The following is a 1,648-nucleotide window of genomic DNA, read 5'->3' on the forward strand; positions in this document are numbered from 1 at the left end:
GGCACCCGCACCATCGCCGCCATCCAGGGCAACGTCACCACCGACGGCGGCATCCACGCCCTCGGCCGCGCCTTCCAGGTCACCACCAACCACCTCACCCAAACCCGCCGCCTCGCCGCCGACGTCACCGCCGGCCGCACCCCCCAACCCGACCTCGTCCTCTGGCCCGAAAACAGCTCCGACCTCGACCCCCTGCTCGACCCCACCGTCGCCACCGCTCTACGCGACGCCGCCCGCACCGCCAAAGCACCCCTGCTCGTCGGCGCCGTCCTCGACGGACCCGGACCAGGCCACGTCCGCAACGCCGGCATGATCTGGACCGAAAACGGCTTCACCGGCCACATGTACGTCAAACGCCACCCCGTCCCCTTCGCCGAATACCTCCCCGGCCGCGCCCTGCTCACCACCCTCATCACACGCTTCGCCGACGACATGCCCAGCGACTTCGTCCACGGCACCACCGTCGGCACCCTCCCCGCCGCCGGCACCACCATCGGCGACGTCATCTGCTTCGAAGTCGCCTACGACACCCTCGTCCGCGACACCGTCAACCACGGCGCCGAACTCCTCGTCATCCAGACCAACAACGCCTCCTTCGGACGCAACGGCGAAAGCCAACAGCAACTCGCCATGTCCCGCCTCCGCGCCGTCGAACACGCCCGCACCACCATCCAGGTCTCCACCAGCGGACAAAGCGCCCTCATCACCCCCGACGGCACCATCGTCGCCCAAAGCGGCCTCTACCAACCCGCCGTCCTGGCCGCCACCCTGCCGCTGCGCACCAGCCGCACCCTCGCCGACCGCGCCGGCATCCTCCCCGAGGCGGTGCTGCTCACCCTCGCCCTGGGCGCCATGATGGCGGGAGCGCTACGCCGCACCACCCGCACCACACCAGCCGGCACCACCTGACCGACCCCGCGACCAGCCCCACACCGGCACACGGCGCACCCGCAGCACCGGGCACTCGGACATGCCCCCCGAAACGGAGAGGAACCGCGTGGATCACCACAGCGTCGTCGTCTGCATCCCCACCTACAACGAGCGGGACAACCTCCCCGACACCGCCCGCCGGCTGCGCACCGCCAACCCCACCGTCGACCTGCTCGTCATCGACGACGCCAGCCCCGACGGCACCGGCCAGATCGCCGACGACCTCGCCGCCACCGACCCCCACATCCACGTCCTCCACCGCACCGAGAAATCCGGCCTCGGCACCGCCTACATCGCCGGCTTCACCTGGGCCCTCCAACACGGCTACACCGTCATCGTCGAAATGGACGCCGACGGCTCCCACCAACCCGAACAACTACCCCGCCTGCTCGCCGCCCTCACCCACGCCGACCTCGCCATCGGCGCCCGCTGGATACCCGGGGGAGAGGTCCACAACTGGCCCCGACGCCGCCTCCTGCTCTCCCGCGGCGCCAACCTGTACGTCCGCGCCGCCCTCGGCATGCCGCTGCGTGACGCCACCGCCGGCTACCGCGCCTACCGCGCCGACGTCCTACGCGCCCGCGACCTCACCCGCATCGCCAGCCAGGGCTACTGCTTCCAGGTCGACCTCGCCTGGCAGGCCTGGCGCGCCGGCTACCGCGTCACCGAAGTCCCCATCACCTTCATCGAACGCGCCCGCGGCACCAGCAAAATGAGC

1 pseudogene is annotated in these 1,648 nt (G+C 71.1%); it reads left to right on the forward strand.

What is annotated here, in order from left to right:
* Positions 1-1,648: pseudogene (gene lnt, locus G6R24_RS24320) on the forward strand (apolipoprotein N-acyltransferase); the annotation flags it as partial.

This window comes from Candidatus Frankia nodulisporulans (genome assembly GCF_902806475.1).
GTDB lineage: Bacteria > Actinomycetota > Actinomycetes > Frankiales > Frankiaceae > Frankia > Frankia umida.